This is a genomic window from Motilibacter rhizosphaerae (genome assembly GCF_004216915.1).
Classification (GTDB): domain Bacteria; phylum Actinomycetota; class Actinomycetes; order Motilibacterales; family Motilibacteraceae; genus Motilibacter; species Motilibacter rhizosphaerae.
On record NZ_SGXD01000003.1, the window covers coordinates 440,344 to 455,084 of the forward strand.

14 protein-coding genes are annotated in these 14,741 nt (G+C 76.2%); 5 read left to right on the top strand and 9 right to left on the bottom strand.

The features are described from left to right. Positions 1 to 81: 81 nt before the first annotated feature. The 3 genes from EV189_RS12865 to EV189_RS12875 form a co-directional block, all read right to left on the bottom strand. Positions 82 to 426: a hypothetical protein gene (locus tag EV189_RS12865; RefSeq protein ID WP_130493341.1), complete on the bottom strand. Its 345-nt coding sequence runs from the start codon at positions 424 to 426 to the stop codon at positions 82 to 84. Further along, the gene (locus tag EV189_RS12870; protein WP_269204188.1) at positions 426 to 704 is read right to left on the bottom strand and encodes a WhiB family transcriptional regulator; all 279 of its coding nucleotides are present in this window, start codon (positions 702 to 704) and stop codon (positions 426 to 428) included. The genes EV189_RS12865 and EV189_RS12870 overlap by 1 nt, the downstream gene beginning before the upstream one ends. A 102-nt stretch (positions 705 to 806) precedes the next feature. Then, entirely contained in the window at positions 807 to 1,163 is a 357-nt protein-coding gene (locus tag EV189_RS12875) for a hypothetical protein (RefSeq protein WP_130493342.1), read from the bottom strand. Positions 1,164 to 1,420: 257 nt separating this feature from the next. Between EV189_RS12875 and EV189_RS12880 the strand changes: the two genes are divergently transcribed. Further along, positions 1,421 to 1,885, top strand: a complete 465-nt coding sequence (locus EV189_RS12880; protein ID WP_130493343.1) for a VOC family protein — start codon at positions 1,421 to 1,423, stop codon at positions 1,883 to 1,885. A gap of 3 nt (positions 1,886 to 1,888) precedes the next feature. Here the strand turns inward: EV189_RS12880 and EV189_RS12885 are convergent, their stop codons facing one another. After that, entirely contained in the window at positions 1,889 to 3,952 is a 2,064-nt protein-coding gene (locus EV189_RS12885) for an ATP-dependent DNA helicase UvrD2 (protein ID WP_196788572.1), read from the bottom strand. Between the two features lie 152 nt (positions 3,953 to 4,104). On the opposite strand from EV189_RS12885, the gene EV189_RS12890 reads away from it, so the two are divergent. Further along, positions 4,105 to 4,347 carry a mycoredoxin gene (locus tag EV189_RS12890; RefSeq protein WP_130493344.1) on the top strand — a complete coding sequence of 81 codons (243 nt, stop codon included), beginning with the start codon at positions 4,105 to 4,107 and terminating at the stop codon, positions 4,345 to 4,347. A gap of 10 nt (positions 4,348 to 4,357) precedes the next feature. Here the strand turns inward: EV189_RS12890 and EV189_RS12895 are convergent, their stop codons facing one another. Then, the gene (locus EV189_RS12895) at positions 4,358 to 5,323 is read right to left on the bottom strand and encodes a LacI family DNA-binding transcriptional regulator (protein ID WP_130493345.1); all 966 of its coding nucleotides are present in this window, start codon (positions 5,321 to 5,323) and stop codon (positions 4,358 to 4,360) included. A 105-nt stretch (positions 5,324 to 5,428) separates the two neighbouring features. Here EV189_RS12895 and EV189_RS12900 point away from each other — a divergent pair, with 105 nt between their 5' ends. Beyond that, positions 5,429 to 7,861: a beta-glucosidase family protein gene (locus EV189_RS12900; RefSeq protein WP_130493346.1), complete on the top strand. Its 2,433-nt coding sequence runs from the start codon at positions 5,429 to 5,431 to the stop codon at positions 7,859 to 7,861. 24 nt (positions 7,862 to 7,885) lie between these two features. Here EV189_RS12900 and EV189_RS12905 read toward each other — a convergent pair whose 3' ends face one another. The 4 genes from EV189_RS12905 to EV189_RS12920 are packed head-to-tail and all read right to left on the bottom strand — an operon-like array spanning position 7,886 to position 12,467. After that, entirely contained in the window at positions 7,886 to 9,250 is a 1,365-nt protein-coding gene (locus EV189_RS12905; RefSeq protein WP_130493347.1) for a serine hydrolase domain-containing protein, read from the bottom strand. Between the two features lie 9 nt (positions 9,251 to 9,259). Beyond that, positions 9,260 to 10,090 carry a calcium-binding protein gene (locus tag EV189_RS12910; protein WP_130493348.1) on the bottom strand — a complete coding sequence of 277 codons (831 nt, stop codon included), beginning with the start codon at positions 10,088 to 10,090 and terminating at the stop codon, positions 9,260 to 9,262. Positions 10,091 to 10,137: 47 nt separating this feature from the next. Further along, a complete protein-coding gene (gene nudC, locus EV189_RS12915; protein ID WP_231116357.1) occupies positions 10,138 to 11,082 on the bottom strand; it encodes an NAD(+) diphosphatase in 945 nt (314 codons plus the stop codon). Continuing rightward, on the bottom strand, positions 11,079 to 12,467 hold the full coding sequence (locus tag EV189_RS12920; RefSeq protein WP_130493349.1) for a M20/M25/M40 family metallo-hydrolase: 1,389 nt from the start codon (positions 12,465 to 12,467) through the stop codon (positions 11,079 to 11,081). The genes nudC and EV189_RS12920 overlap by 4 nt, the downstream gene beginning before the upstream one ends. Before the next feature lie 123 nt (positions 12,468 to 12,590). Here EV189_RS12920 and EV189_RS12925 point away from each other — a divergent pair, with 123 nt between their 5' ends. Further along, positions 12,591 to 13,862 (top strand): sensor histidine kinase, encoded by a 1,272-nt coding sequence (locus EV189_RS12925; RefSeq protein ID WP_130493350.1) that lies wholly within the window; start codon positions 12,591 to 12,593, stop codon positions 13,860 to 13,862. After that, entirely contained in the window at positions 13,859 to 14,692 is an 834-nt protein-coding gene (locus EV189_RS12930; protein WP_130493351.1) for a DUF4097 family beta strand repeat-containing protein, read from the top strand. Before EV189_RS12925 ends, EV189_RS12930 begins: the two co-directional genes overlap by 4 nt. Positions 14,693 to 14,741 lie beyond the last annotated feature (49 nt).

Here is a 14,741-nt window from a genome sequence, read left to right on the forward strand (position 1 = left end):
CAGCGCGGCGCAGCTCGTTACGGCCGGAGGACCCCTGCTGCTGCAGGGATCCTCCGGCCGTCGCTCGCTGGAGGTCCGGCGTCAGACGCTGGCCTCGAGCTGGGACTGGAGCCGGGTGACCTCGCCCGAGGCCCGGTCGAGGCGACGGAGGGCGAGGTCGAGCCGGCGCCGGGCGAGCAGCTCGCGCCGGTGCCGGTCGTGCGGCGTGGACGGGGCCGGTCGGGAGCTGGTCGGTCGACACTGCGCGAGTGCCAGGGCTTCGTGGAGGAGCATCGGGATCTGCCTTCTGGGGAGTGCGGGAGCTGCCAGCGCGTCGGCCGGTGCGGTACGTACGCGCTGGAGCGGGTCGTGGTGCGGACCGGAGTCCGCCGGGCCGGGCACAGGCAGGTCCTGCGCACGGCAGAGGAGGGCGACGGCGTCGAGCATCAGGCCGCGACCTCCGTCTTGCGCGGGCGGCCGCGGGGGCGCTTGCGCGCGACCACGACCCCCTGGACGAAGAGCTCGCCGCCCCAGACGCCCCAGGGCTCCTGGCGCAGCAACGCGCCGTCGAGGCAGGAGGCGCGGACGGGGCAGGTGCGGCACAGGGCCTTGGCCAGCTCCACGTCCGAGGGGGACTCGGCGAAGAACAGCTCGGGGTCGTCGCCGCGACACGGTATGTCGTCGTCGACGTCCTCGATGGTGAGGGACAGCTCGAGGAGCTGCACGGTGCCTCCTTCGGAGATCTGGACTGTCGGGGAGATGCAGAAAGGGCCGCGGAGCCCGAGGTGATCGGGTTCCGCGGCCCTGGGAGGCACGCTCTGGTCTTCTCAGACCGGAGGTCTCCGAGCTTGGAACCCGTGGCGCCCGAGGCGGCGCGCCTGGCGCTTGTCCTGCTTCACGCCCTGCTTCGCGATGGCCGTCGTGCCGGCCCAGCCCGCTGCCGGCACTGCTGCCACTGCCGGCGTCGAGCCGACGACGCCACCCGTCATGGAGGACGTCGTCGCCAGGGCGTTCTCATCGACATGCGCGACGGCAGCGACGAGATCGGCCTTCACGACATCGACGGCGATGACGTCGGCAGCGACGACCCCGGCAGCGGCGACATCCGCGGCGTAGCAGGGGATCGTGACGGCAGCGCGCATCTTCGGCGCGGCGGGAGCGGACGCGTACGTCATGGTCTCCATGGCGCGTCACCTCCTGCGGGGCCGGCCCGGTCGACCCGGGCGCGCTGCCGGATCCTCCGGCGGCGATCACGACCGTAGCGGGGGCGCTCGAGCAGGAGCAAGCCCTTTTAGCACCCGTCCGCGAAATGTCGTCCTCGAGGAGGAGGACACGTGCAGCCGCAACGAGATCCCGCGGTCTGCCAGCCGCTCCACGATGAGTCCGGCTCCGCTGCGTCGTCCCACCCCTGACGCGCCCGCAGCAGCAGCGAGGAGGAGACATGCCGGAGACCGTCGTGTGCCTGTGGTTCGACGGGGCCGCCGAGGAGGCTGCGCGCCGCTACGTCGAGGTCTTCCCGCGGTCCGAGGTGACGGCCGTGCACCGCCACACCGAGGCCGGCCCGGGCGAGCCGGGCACGGTGCTGACCGTGGAGTTCTCCTTGGACGGCAGGCCCTTCCTCGGGCTCAACGGCGGTCCGCTCTACCGCCCGACCGAGGCCGTCTCCGTCCAGGTGATGTGCGCGGACCAGGACGAGGTCGACCACTACTGGGAGGCGCTGTCCGACGGCGGCGAGCAGGGACCCTGCGGCTGGCTCAAGGACAGGTGGGGGTTCTCCTGGCAGGTCGTGCCACGACGGCTGCCGGAGCTGCTCGCGGACGAGTCCGTCGCCGTCCCCGTGATGCGGGCGATGATGCAGATGGGCAAGCTCGACATCCGCGCTCTCGAGGCGGCCGCCCGCGGCTGACCCTCACTCCGCGGTGAGGACCTCGAGGACGCCGGCGGCGTACTTCGCGAGCTTCGACGCACCGATGCCGGGGATGGCCGCGAGCGCACGCTCGTCGCGCGGGCGCTTCTCCGCGAGGGCCGCGAGCGTCGCGTCGGTGAAGACGACGAATGCGGGCACCGACTGCTCGCGCGCCTGCTCGAGCCGCCAGGCGCGCAGCCGCTCGAACAGCTCCTCGTCGTACGCCGGCGGGCAGTCGTCGCACCGCCCGACCCGCCGCTCGGCGAGCGTCGAGAGGGGACGGCCGCACCCCGGGCAGGTGGTCGGCAGCGGCGCCTTCCCCCGAGCAGGGCGCTCCCCCCTCGCTCCCGCACGTCCCCGCGCCGCCCCGGCCTCCGCGGGCCGGAGCCCGTCGAGGAAGCGGGAGGGCCGGCGCCCGCGGGCGCGCGACCAGGACAGGGACAGGGCGGTGCGCGCCCGGGTGACGCCGACGTAGAGCAGCCGGCGCTCCTCCTCGACGGCCTCCGGCGTCTCGGCGAACGAGATCGGCAGCAGCCCCTCGACGACGCCGACGAGGAAGACCGCGTCCCACTCGAGCCCCTTGGCCGCGTGCAGCGACGCGAGCGTCACGCCGTCGACCACAGGGGCGTGCTGGGCGGCGGCGCGCTCGTCGAGCTCGAGCACGAGGTCGCTGAGCGTGGCGCCGGGCCGGGTCGCGGGCAGCTCGTCGGCCAGCCGGACCAGCGCCGCGAGCGACTCCCAGCGCTCGCGCACCGCTCCGCTCGTGGACGGCGCCTCGGCAGACCATCCCGTGCTCGACAGGACGGCGCGCGCCGCCTCGCCGGCCGGGTCGTCGCCGCTTCCGGAGCGGGCCGCGCCGCGCAGCAGCAGGTGGGCCTCGCGCACCTCGCGCCGCTCGAAGAAGCGCTCGCCGCCGCGCAGGACGTAGGGGATGCCCGCGTCCGCGAGCGCCTGCTCGTAGGCCTCGCTCTGCGCGTTGGTGCGGAACAGCACCGCGATCTGGCTCGCTGGGGTGCCCGCTGCGACGAGCCGCTTCGCCTCGGAGGCCACCCAGTCCGCCTCCGCCGCCTCGTCGGCGTGCTCCTGGTAGCGCACCGCCGGACCCGACGGGCGCTGCGCCAGGAGCTCGAGTCGCTGGCCGCGCGGGCCGGGTGCGCGCTCCAGCAGGCCGTTGGCGACGGCGACGACCTGCGGGGTCGAGCGGTAGTCGCGGACGAGGCGCACCTCGGTCGCCGACGGGAAGCGGCGCCGGAAGCCCAGCAGGTAGTCCGGCGTGGCGCCGGTGAACGAGTAGATGGTCTGGCTCGGGTCCCCGACGACGCAGAGGTCCTCCCGGTCGCCGAGCCACAGGTCGAGCAGGCTGTGCTGCAGCGGGCTGACGTCCTGGAACTCGTCGACGACGAACCGGGAGTACTGCCGGCGCACGGTGTCGGCCACCGACCGGTCCTCGGCGAGCAGGCCCACGAGCAGCACGAGCACGTCCTCGAAGTCGATCGCGCCGCGCGCCTGCTTCACCTCCTCGTACGCCGTGAGCAGCCGCGTCGTCGCCGCCGCGTCGAGCCCGGCCGGCGGCGTGCGCCCGGCCCGCGCCACCGCCGCGGCGTAGTCGTCGGGGTGGACCTGGGTGACCTTGGCCCACTCGACCTCGGCCGCGTAGTCCCGCACGGCCGTGCGCTCCGTGGGCAGCCGGAGACGGCCCGCCGCCTCCGCGACCAGCGGGGCCTTGTAGGGCGCGAGCTGCGGCAGCTCGCCGCCGACCGCGCGGGGCCAGAAGAACTGCAGCTGGCGCAGGGCCGCGCTGTGGAACGTGCGCGCCTGCACGCCCTCCGCACCCAGCGCGCGCAGCCGGGTCCGCATCTCCCCCGCCGCGCGCGAGGTGAAGGTGACCGCGAGGACCGACTGCGGGCTCCACGTGCCGCTCGCCACGGCGTACGCGATGCGGGAGGTGATCGCCCGCGTCTTGCCGGTGCCGGCGCCGGCCAGGACGACCAGCGGCCCGTGCAGCGCCTCGGCCACCTGGCGCTGCTCCGGGTCGAGCCCGTCGAGGATCGCGTCGGCTGCCGTCACGGCCCCATCCTCCCAGCCGCAGGCGACAGTGCCGCGCGCGACGGCGCCCCCTGGGGACAGCCGCGCCCGTCGCGGGAAGGATCCGCCCGACTGGGGGGTTCCAGCAGTGACGGGCGGCGAGCAGCGCCGCACGAGGAGCAGGAGGAGCCGGGATGGCGTCCGTCGTCATGTACTCGACCGTGTGGTGCGGCTACTGCCGCCGGCTCAAGTCGGCCATGGAGCGCGCCGGCGTCGCCTACACCGAGGTCGACATCGAGCAGGACGCCGAGGCCGCGAAGCTCGTCGAGCAGGTCAACGGCGGCAACCGCACCGTCCCGACGGTCGTCTTCCCGGACGGCTCGGCGCTGACCAACCCGAGCCTGCGCGACGTGCAGTCGCGCCTCGCGGGCGTCTGACCCGCCGCGCTCACGAGGTCGCGCGCGCCACGACCCGGACCAGCTCGCCCGCGGCGGTGGGGCCGGTCCGGGTCGCGCCGAGCGCCGCCGCGACCGCATCGGCGAGGTGCCCCGCGAGCGCGCCGAGGTCGACGGCCACCGTGCTCAGCGCCGGGACCGCGAGGGCGGCCGCGGGCACGTCGTCCACGCCCACGACGAGGGCGCCCGCGGGCACCCGCGCCCCGTGCACCCGCAGACCGGCCAGCACGGCGAGCGCCACCTCGTCGTTGTACGCGCAGACCCCCACCCGCCCGGAGGTCCACGCCGCGACCGCGGTCGCCGCGGCGGCCGGGTCGAGGGCCACCTCGCGCACGTCGACGCCGCCCGTCCCCGCCTCCTCGGCCGCGGCGCGCACCCCCGCCAGCCGCTCGCGGGCGAACCCCGTCACGCGCACGTCGGCCGGCCAGGCGTAGGCCAGCCGGGCCGCGCCGCGCTCGAGCAGGTGCTCGACCTGCGCGCGGCCGACGCGGCGCTCCACGTCGCCGGGCCCGCTGAGCAGCCCCTGGACGAGCGCGATGCCCGCGGCCTCCAGCGCGTCGGCCTGCTCCTCGGCGAGGGCGTCGAGCACGACCACGCACGCGGGGCCGAGCGCGCCGGCGATGTCGGCCGCGGGCCGCCCCGCCCGGTCGTACGGGTGGGCGACGAGCGTGAGCCCGTCGGCGGCGAGGGCCGCGGAGAGCTCGGTGAGCATGGTGCCGACCGACGGGCCGATGGGCCAGTCCGGCAGCAGCGCCAGCACGACGTCGGAGCGCCCGCGGCGCAGCACCCGGGCCGCGACCGAGGGGGCGTAGCCCAGCCGCGCGGCGGCGTCGCGCACGCGGGTGCGGGTCACCTCGGGGATGGACTGGTGGGGCGTGTCGTTGAGGACGTAGCTGACGGTCGCGCGCGACACCCCGGCCTCGCGCGCGACGTCGGCGCTGGTCGGTCGCCGCGGCACCCGTGCTCCCCCCGTCGCGTCCTGCCGCTCGACAAGGGGCAGGGATCCGACCTACCGTACTGGCACGAGCAAGTTACTCGTGTCAGTCGATCTTCGGAGGTCCCGTTGGCGAGCACGCCGAGCCCGTCCGTCCCCAGCACCGCGCGCCTCCCGCTGGAGCGCAAGGTCGAGCTGCTGACGGGGGCCACGGCGTTCACGCTCGCCCCCGAGCCGGCGCTCGGGCTGGGCGAGCTGCGCTTCTCCGACGGACCGACGGGCGTGCGCGGACTGAAGTTCTCCGGCGGCCGGGTCGTCGCGCTGTTCCCCAACGCCACCCTGCTCGCCTCCGCGTGGGACGAGGCCGTGCTCGCCGAGGTCGGCCGGCTGCTCGCCGAGGAGGCCGCCGCCCAGCAGATCCACGTCGTGCTCGGCCCGACCATCAACCTGCACCGCTCGCCGCTCGGCGGGCGCCTCTTCGAGGCGTTCTCCGAGGACCCGCTGCTCAGCGGGCGGCTCGCCGCGGCGTACGTCCGGGGCATGCAGGGCTCTGGCGTCGCCGCCTGCCTCAAGCACCTCGTCGCGAACGAGTCGGAGACCGAGCGCAACACCGTCGACTCGGTCGTCGACGAGGCGACGCTGCGCGAGCTCTACCTGCTGCCGTTCGAGATCGCGGTCAGCGACGGCGGCGCCTGGACGGTGATGGCGGCCTACAACGACGTCAACGGGGTGGCGGCCACCGAGCAGGACCACGTGATCAACGGGGTCCTCAAGGGCGAGTGGGGCTGGGACGGGCTCGTCATGTCCGACTGGTTCGCGACGAAGACGGCGGCGCCCGCGGCCAACGGCGGCCTCGACCTCGTCATGCCCGGTCCGCTGGGCCCGTGGGGGCAGGCCCTCGTCGACGCCGTACGCCGCGGCGAGGTCCCCGAGGCCCGCGTCGACGACGCGCTGGCGCGGCTGCTCCGCCTGGCCGGCCGCGTCGGCGCGCTCGGCGAGGAGCGCAGCTGGCCGTCCGTCCCTGCGCCCGACAGCCCCGAGCGTCGCGAGCAGCTGACCCGGCTCGCCGCCGCGGGCATGACGGTGCTCACCAACACCGACGGGACGCTGCCGCTCGCCGCGGGCACCCGCGTGGCGCTCATCGGCCGCCACGCCGTCGAGACCATCGACATGGGCGGCGGCTCCGCGCAGGTCAACCCGCCGTACCAGGTCAGCGTCGCGGATGGCCTCGGCGCGCTGCTCGGCGACGCGCTGACGGTCGTGGACGGCGTCGAGGTGCGCACCCGCCCGGTGCCCGCCCGCCCCGAGCTCGTGCAGGACCCGGTGACGGGGCAGCCCGGCGTCCGCGTGACGCTGCTGGCCGCGGACGGCCGGGTGCTCGAGGAGCGCGCCGGCGCCCCCGCCGTGACCGCCGTCGGCTTCGACGACGACCTGCCCGAGCGCGTCGCCGCGGTCCGCTTCCAGGCCGTCGTCGCCGGGCCGGGGCGCCTCGAGGTCGGTGTCATGGGCCAGGCCGACTGGGAGCTCGCCGTCGGCGACGCCCGCTCGGCGCACCAGCTGCGGGTCGCCGGCACCGGCTTCGGCGAGGAGATGCTGCGGCCGCCGGCCACGACCTCGCTCGTCGAGACCGACGGCGGCCTCGTCCTCGACGCCACCGCGCGACTCGCGGAGCCCACGCCCGAGCGCCCGCTCGGCGGCGCGGGGATCTTCGCGGTCATCGCACGCCCGGCGCCGCGCCCGCAGGCCGAGGTGCTCGAGCAGGCGGCAGCCGCCGCTCGGGGCGCCGAGGTCGCGGTCGTCGTCGTGGGCCTCACCGAGGAGCAGGAGACCGAGGCGGTCGACAAGGACACGCTGGCCCTGCCGGGGGCGCAGGACGAGCTGGTCCGCACGGTCGCGGCCGCGGCGCGGCGCACCGTGGTCGTCGTCAACGCGGCGACCCCGGTCCTCATGCCGTGGCTCGGCGAGGTCGACGCGGTTCTCTGGGCCGGCCTGCCGGGGCAGGAGGGCGGCCACGCGGTCGCCGCCGCGCTGCTCGGCGACCAGGAGCCCGCCGGGCGCCTCGTCACGAGCTTCCCGGCCGCCGACGGGGCCTCCCCCGCCTGGTCCGTCACGCCGGTCGACGGGAAGCTGGAGTACGCCGAGGGCACGGCCATCGGCTACCGCGGCTACGCGGCCGGTGCGGCGCCCGAGCCGGCCTTCTGGTTCGGCCACGGGCTCGGCTACACGACGTGGGAGTGGTCCGGGGCCGAGCTGCTCGCCGCCGACGGCGGCAGCCCGCGGGTGCGCGTCCACGTGACCAACACGGGCAGCCGTCCGGGGCGCGAGGTGGTGCAGGCCTACCTGCGGCCCGCGGAGGACGACCAGCCGGTCCGCCTCGTCGGCTGGGCGTCCGTCGCGCTCGCCCCCGGCGAGAGCGCGGCCGTCGTCGTCGCGACCGACGAGCGGCTGTGGCGCCGCTGGGACACCGCGGCCGGCGGCTGGTCCCGGCTCGCGGACGGCGGGGAGCTGGTGCTGGCGCGCGGCCTGGGCGACGTCCGCGCCACCCTGCCGCTGGGAGGCTGAGGACCGGGCCGCCGCCTGCTGCGCTCAGCAGAGCGGGCGCCAGCCCGGCGCCTCGACACCGCCGGGCTGGACCGCGGCCGGCTCGTACGGCTCGCGGGTGAGGACGAACGTCGCGAGGTCCAGGTGCGACACCGCCCCCTCGGGCGTCCGCACCACGCGCAGCGTCTCGCCCGCGTAGTAGCCGTCGAGCCCGACCCACGCCCCGTCCACCCGGACGAAGCGGGCACCGCGACCCGCGGGGCCGAGCGGCACGAGGTCGAGGGCGTCGAGGCCGCGCAGCCGGACGGCGAGGGGCGTCACGCCCCAGTACCACGGGCCGGCGATCTCCAGGTCGCCCGGCTGCTCCGGGACGGCCCGCCAGGCGGGGACGACGTACGGCTCGCGCTCCTTGAGCAGGTCGAGCAGGTCGGCACCGATGGTGCCGTCGAGCCCGCTCGTGGCGTTCGCCATGACGATCGAGGCCGTCTGCTGCTCGGCGTCGACGAGGAACGACGCGAGGAACCCGGGCATCGACCCGCCGTGACCGGTCAGCCGCCGGCCGTCGGGGCGCTGGTGCACCTGCAGGCCCAGCCCGTACGCGCTCCAGCCCGAGGGCCGCGCGTCGACCACGCCGGGCACGGACATCTCGCGGACCGTCTCGGGCGAGAGCACCTGCGGGGCGCGGCCGAGGAAGACGCCGGCGTACTTGGCGAGGTCGGTGAGCGTCGACCAGAGCTGGCCGGCCGGCCCCATCGCGACGGCGTCCTCCTCCGGCTCGGGCAGCACCACGTCGGCCCACGGGTGGACGGCGAACCCCTGGGCCGCCGGCGCCTCCGGGCGCGGCGTGGTGCGCACCATGCCGAGCGGCTCGAGCACCTCCTCACGCGCGCAGTCGAGCCACGGCCGGCCGCGCACGACCTCGACGACGCGGCCGAGCAGGCCGAACCCGAGGTTGGAGTAGTGGAAGCGGGTGCCGGTCGCGAGCTTCTCGTGCTCGGTGGTGAGCCGCTGCGCCAGCTCGTCGAACGGCACGCCGGGCGTGCGCTCCCACCAGTCGCCCGGCGACTCGGCCGTGAGACCACCGGCGTGCGCGAGCAGCTGGCCCAGGGAGCGGTCCCCGAACGGCGTGCCGGGGACATGGGTCTCGAGCGGGTCGTCGAGCTCGAGCCGGCCCTCCTCGCGCAGCCGCATGACGAGGACGGCGACGAAGGTCTTGGTGATGGAGCCGATGCGGTACTGCGTGTCGGCGTCCGGCTCGCTGCCCGAGGGCGTCCCGTCGATGCAGCCGCGGCCGCACCACCAGCTCAGCGAACCGTCCTGCACGACGCCGGCGGCGAGGGACGGCAGCCGCCCCTCCGCCTGCGAGCGGGCGGCGCGGGCGAGCAGCTGGGCCTCGAGGTCGGGACGCATCTGCGCAGGCTAGCGGCGGCCACCTCGCCGGTCGGACGGGGAGGGCGTCGGGCCGGAGACGGGAGCGGCGGGAGCCGGGGGTGCGGTGACGGCGCTCGACACGGGGCTGGGCGCCGGGCTCGGTGCGAGGCTCGACGCGGGGCGGGGGTCCCTCCCGCCGCGCCGGCCCGCGTCGCCGTCGTCGGTCCCGTCGTCGCTGCCGAGGCCGGTGCCGTCGTCGCTGCCGCCGGTCACGGTCCCGTCGTCGCTGCCGCCGGGGAGCGCCCCGTCGTCGGTGCCGTCGGTGCCGTCGTCGGTGCCGTCCGTGCCGTCGTCCGTCCCGTCGCCGGTGCCGTCCGTCCCGTCGTCACTGCCGGCGGAGGCCGAGGGTCGCGCCGAGGGGCCGCGCACCTTGCCCGCGCGGTCCTTCACGCCGTCGACGACGTCGGTCCCCCCGCCGCCGGTGCACGCGTCCTTGCCCGCGCCGCCCAGCAGGACGTCGTCGCCGTCCTCGCCGAGCAGCGTGTCGTCGCCGCCGTTGCCGAGCAGCACGTCGTTGCCGGGGCCGCCGTGGAGCACGTCCTTGCCAGGACCGCCGCACACCAGGTCGTCCCCCGCTCCGGCGAGCACCGTGTGGCTGCCGCCCAGCACGACGATGACGTCGCGGTGGGCGGTCCCGCGCACGACGGCCGGGCCCTTGACCGGCACGACGAGGGTCGCCCGCTGCCCGCCGCACGAGACAGCGGCCGGGGCGTGCTTGTCGGCCTTCTTCGTGGCGGCGAGGGCCGGCGAGCCGGCGAAGCCGAGGACCGGCAGCACGGCGAGGAGCGCCAGGGCACGGCGCGCGGGAGACGAGGTCATGCCCGAGGTTCGGGCGTCCGCGCCTGCCGCTGGATAGGCCGAACCGGTCAGCGCCAGGCGACCTCGGCGTCGAGGGTCGCGCCGTACCAGTGCTCGATGAGCTTGCGGGCGATCGAGACGCCCGGCGGGAGCAGCAGGCTGCCGTCGTCGACGGCCCGCCCCAGCTCCTCGCGGGTGACCCAGCGGGCCTGCTCGATCTCGGTCCGGTCCGCGTGCAGCTCGGTCGTGAGCGCCCGGCCGACGAAGCCGAGCATGATGCTCGCCGGGAAGGGCCAGGCCTGGCTGGCGAGGTAGACGACGTCGCCGACGCTCACGCCGACCTCCTCCGCCACCTCGCGGCGGACCGCCTGCTCCAGCGACTCCCCCGGCTCGACGAACCCGGCCAGGGTGCTGAAGCGCCCCTCGGGCCAGGAGGCCTGCCGCCCGAGCAGCAGGCGGTCGGCCTCGTCGACGATCGCCATGATCACGGCGGGGTCCGTCCGCGGGTAGTGCTGCGTGCCGTCGGCCTCGCAGACGCGCACGTGGCCGCCGTCGGTGACGCGCGTCGGCGCGCCGCAGCGCGGGCAGTGCGTGTGCGTCGCGTGCCAGTTGGCGAGGGCGACGGCGTTGACGGCCAGCCCGACATCGCGGGCACCGAGCAGCGCACCGACGTCGCGCAGGCCGACCGCGCGCTCGTCGTCAGCGTCGTCAGCGCCGTCAGCGCCAGCATCGTCCGGCAGCAGGGCGTAGTACGCCACGTCTGCGTCGTCGAGCCCGAGGAACAGGCTGCGCTGCAGGGCTTCCTCGCGCGGTGCGACGAGCACGAGCGCGGGCGGGTCGCCGTCGACGAGGAAGCGGCCCTTCGGGAGCAGCCGCAGCACGCGGGTACGCGGGTCGGCCCACCGCCGTTCCAGCTCCTCGGGCTGCGTGCGCAGGTGCGCCGAGCGGTCGAGGGCCGCACGGGAGAGCGGGAGGTCGAGGAACTCCTTGGCGGGGGGCAGGATCTCGGTCACGCCTGCGCCGCCAGCTCGCTCCAGAAGTACGCCGCGGACTCCGCGCCCTTGAGCAGCATCTCGACGGGGACGTTCTCGTTCGGCGCGTGCTCCCGCGAGTCCGGCAGGCTCACCCCGAGGTAGACGAGGGGCGCCTCGAGGACGTCCTGCAGGTCGGCCTCCGGCCCGGAGCCGCCCTCGCGGGTGACGAGCACGTCCGTACCCCACGCGCGGGCCATCGCCCGGTGGAGTGCCTGCAGCGCAGGGGTTCCGAGCGGCGTGGCACAGGGGCGTACGCCGTCGCCCTCCCACGTCAGCGTGACCGTCGCTCCTGCCGGCGCGGCGGCGTGCGCCCACGCCTCGACGGCGGCGCGCACCTGGTCGGGCTCCTGCGCGGCGACGAGCCGGAAGCTCAGCTTCGCGTGCGCCTCGCGCGGGATGATGGTCTTCGTGCCGGCGCCGGTGTGCCCGGCCCAGTAGCCGTTGACCTCCGCCGTGGGCCGCACCCACACCCGCTCCAGCGTCGACCACCCGGCCTCGCCGGCGGGCACGGTCGAGTGCGCGTCGGCCAGCCACTGCGCCTCGTCGTAGGGCAGGGCGGCGGTCATCGCCCGCTCCTCCTCGCCCGGCTCCAGCACGCTGTCGTAGAACCCGGGCACGGCCACGTGGCCCGACTCGTCGTGCAGCGTGGCGAGCATGCGGGCGAGCGCGGTCGCCGGGTTGAGCACCGCGCCGCCGAAGCTGCCGGAGTGCAGGTCGACGTCGCGGGCGACGAGGTCCAGCTGGCAGGACACGAGTCCGCGCAGCCCGATCACCGTCGAGGGCACGTCCGCCCGCCACAGCCCGGTGTCCGACACCACGACGACGTCGCAGCGCAGCCGCTCGCGCTGGGCCCGGAGCAGGTCGACGAAGTGGGGCGAGCCGGACTCCTCCTCGCCCTCGACGAGCACCTTGACCGTGGCGGCCGGGGCGCTGCGGCCCGTGGCGGCGAGGTGGGCCCGCAGCCCGAGCAGGTGCATCGCGACCTGGCCCTTGTCGTCGGCCGCGCCGCGCCCGAGCAGCCGGCCGTCCACGACGACCGGGTCGTACGGCGGTGCGGTCCACTGCTCGAGGGGCTCGACGGGCTGCACGTCGTGGTGGCCGTAGACGAGGGCGACCGGGGCGCCGGCGTCGTCGGCGGGCCACTCGGCGTAGACCGCGGGGAGCCCGGGCGTCTCCCAGACCTCGACGGTCGGGAAGCCGGCCTCCCGCAGCGCCGTGGCGAGCCACTCCGCGCTGCGCCGCACCTCGCCCGCGAGCGCAGGGTCTCCGGACTGGCTGGGGATGCGGAGCCACTCCTGGAGCCCCGCCAGCCACTGGTCGGCGTTGCTGTCGATGAAGGTCCGTACGTCCTGCGCCTCGTCCACCCGCCCGACACTAGGCCAGTGCTGCCGGCGGCCCTCCACCGCCGCCGGGTGGGGGAAACCCCACCCTGGTCCCGGCTGCCCGCCTCATGGTGGGAGGCACCTCGGGCTCCCTAGCCTCGGAGCATGATCCCGGAACCCGCCCCGGAGCCCGCGCCCGCTCCGCGCGAGCGCCCCCCGCTCCTCGCGGCCGTCGCGCACGTCGCCCTCGACCCCTGGGTCGCGCTCGTCGGCTTCATCGTCGTCGTGGTGATGCTCAGCGTGTCCGCGGGACTGGTCGCGGCGTTCCTCCTCGGCCTGCCGCTCCTGGCCCTCACGCTGCTCGTCAGCGACCGGCTCGCGGCGGCGCAGCGGGCCCGGCTCGCCGCCGTGCTCGGCGTGGTCGTCCCCGCCCCCGCGCGGCCGGTCCCCCGCGCCCCCGGCCTCGTCGCCCGGGTCGGTGCCCGGCTGCGCAGCCGGGCGCAGTGGAAGCAGGTGGCGTACCACCTGTGCGCGCTGCCGGTGGCCCTGGTCGTCTCGCTGCTCCCCGTCGTGCTCGCCGGTGCCGGGGTCGCGCTCGTCAGCGTGCTCGGCTGGTCGACCCTGCTCGACCGCAGCCGCGTGGGCCTGCTCGACTCCGGCTGGCTGCTCGCCGCGTGGACCCTGCTCGGGCTGGTCGCGCTCGCCCTGGTCGTCCCCGCGGTGCGCCTGGCCGTCCTCGTCGACGTCGGGCTCGCCCGGGGGCTGCTCGGCGCTGACGACCGGGCCGCGCTCGTCGCCCGCGTCGACACGCTCGTGGAGTCCCGCGCCGGTGCCGTCGCCGCCGCCGACCTCGAGCGGCAGCGGATCGAGCGCGACCTCCACGACGGGGCGCAGCAGCGGCTCGTCTCGCTGGCGATGTCGCTCGGCCGGGCCCAGCACCAGCTCGACTCCGACCCCGAGCGCGCCCGGTTGCTGCTCGCCCAGGCCTCCGACGAGGCGAAGCAGGCGCTCGCCGAGATCCGCGACCTCGTCCGCGGGATCCACCCCTCGATCCTCACCGACCGCGGCCTCGAGGCGGCTCTCGGACCGGTGGCCGCCCGGCTGCCCGTGCCGGTCGTCCTCGACGTCGACGTGCAGCCGCGGCCGGCCGCGGACGTCGAGGGGGCGGCGTACTTCACCGTCGTCGAGGCGCTCACCAACGTCGCCAAGCACGCCGGCGCGAGCACCGCGGCCGTGACCGTGCGGCGCCGGGGCGACCGGCTGGAGGTCGAGGTGCGCGACGACGGCCGCGGCGGCGCCTCCGCCGACGGGGGTACGGGCCTGCGCGGCCTCGCCCAGCGCCTCGCCGCCGTCGACGGGACCCTCGCCGTCGAGAGCCCGCCAGGAGGCCCGACCGTCCTCACCGCCGTCGTCCCGTGTGGAGGTACGCCGTCATGAGCACGACCCTCCCCCCGGCACCCGCACCCGCGGCGCCCCCGCACCGCGCCCGGCAGCCCCTGCTGGTCGTGGGCCTGGTCGTCGCCGTCCTCGCGACCGGGTGGGGCGCCTTCAGTCTCGCGAGCGTCATGGGCCGGCACGACGAGGTGAGCTACGGCACGGTGAGCGGATCGGGCACGATCCGCACCGTGCACGTGTCGGCGAGCGGGCTGTGCAACAGCTCGGTCTCCGTGCTCGGCCTCGGTGACGAGGACGGCGGCGGTCCGACTCGAGCCTCGCTGCGCTGGCACGACTTCTGGTCCTTCGGCCGCCCGCGCCACGACGTGCACCTCGACGCCGGAGGCACGCTGCAGGTGCACACGTCGTGCAGCTTCGCCGCCTCCTGGGGCCCCGACAGCCGGCTCGTGCTGAGCGTCCCGCGCACCGCGGCCGTGAGCGTCAGCGGCGAGAGCGTGACGGTCGACCACATCTGGAACGACGTCCGCGTCTCCGCCGACAGCGGCAGCGTGCACGTCACCAACGTGATCGGAGACCTCCATCTCTCCGCCGACTCCGGCTCCGTGCACGTCGAGAGCACGCGCGCGCAGACCGTCGCGGTCTCGGCCGACTCCGGCTCGGTGTCGGTCTCGCTGGACGCCCCGCCGACCGACGTCGAGGTCAGCGCGGACTCCGGCTCGGTGACGCTGCGGGTGCCGGCCAGCGAGGCGTACGCGGTGCGCGCCTCCGCCGACTCGGGCTCCACCCGCGTGACCGTGCCGACCGACTCGCGGTCGTCGCGGCACATCGACGTGAGCGCGAACTCGGGCAGCATCCGCGTGCTGCCGCGCTAGCCGCCCCTCAGCCGGGCTGGCGCTGGGGTCGCCCGCCGGCCGTGCTGCC